General features: G+C 41.6%; 1 protein-coding gene and 2 pseudogenes. All 3 read right to left on the bottom strand.

What is annotated here, in order from left to right; translation table 11 throughout:
- Window positions 1-285, bottom strand: a pseudogene (locus ACYVRA_RS07505) (SH3 domain-containing protein); the annotation flags it as partial.
- Complete coding sequence (locus tag ACYVRA_RS07510) at window positions 278-550, bottom strand: co-chaperone GroES (protein ID WP_461252121.1); 273 nt, start codon at window positions 548-550, stop codon at window positions 278-280. The gene ACYVRA_RS07510 and the pseudogene ACYVRA_RS07505, both read right to left, overlap by 8 nt.
- Before the next feature lie 71 nt (window positions 551-621).
- A pseudogene (locus ACYVRA_RS07515) lies at window positions 622-868 on the bottom strand (hypothetical protein); the annotation flags it as partial.

An 868-nucleotide genomic window follows, 5' to 3' on the forward strand; every position in this document is an offset into this window, starting at 1 on the left:
ATTTTCAGCCCATTTCCGCGCTTTTCTTTTGCTTCCGAGAAAGTCCAGCTGGGTAAGGGGAATTTCCTTTTTATAATCATTCTGCGATATTGATTTCTCAGGTATGCCTACTACCCATTTTTTTTCAATATTTGATTTAATATAAACGGGCAGAACTGTGCCTGAATCAACGGGCGGATCGTCAATTGACCACAATAAAACCCCGTAACCCAGCTTTGAACAAGAAGAAAGCAAAAGTATGTAAAAAAGAGTAAATAAAACTAATAAACGGTTTAATTTATTCAACTACTGCTATGATATCAGCCATTCTCAGGATCAGGTGTTCTACACCGTCGATTTTTACCTGTGTTCCGGCATATTTATCGTACATTACTTTATCACCGTTTTTAACCGTGATTTTTTCTTTTTCTGTGCCTGGTCCGACCGCTACGACGGTTCCCTGTTGCGTTTTTTCCTGCGCCGTATCGGGAATAATGATTCCCCCGGCTGTTTTTGCTTCATTTTTTTCGAGTTTGACCATAACCCGGTCTCCTAAGGGAATAACTTTCATCTTCTTTCCTCCGTTTTAAAATAATTATTAGGTACATGATACAAAAAACTTTTTTTTTAGTCAATATCAGATTATAAGCCTCTTTCCAGTTCAAGGCTGGCGGTTAAATTGTCGGGGTCTAATTCAAGGGCGTATAGGAGGGCTTGCCTTGCGTCTGCTTGACGTTTTAACGCGGTGAAGCATCTTGCCATGTGTATTTGTACTCTGGCGGCGGATTTGTTGCTTTGCGGGCTTGCAAGTTGCGGGTTTTCCGCGGCCAATTTGAATTGTTCAAGAGCGCGGCCAAAGGAGCGCGTTGATTCTAAGACAAGGGCGTAA

This window comes from Treponema sp. R8-4-B8 (assembly GCF_054786175.1).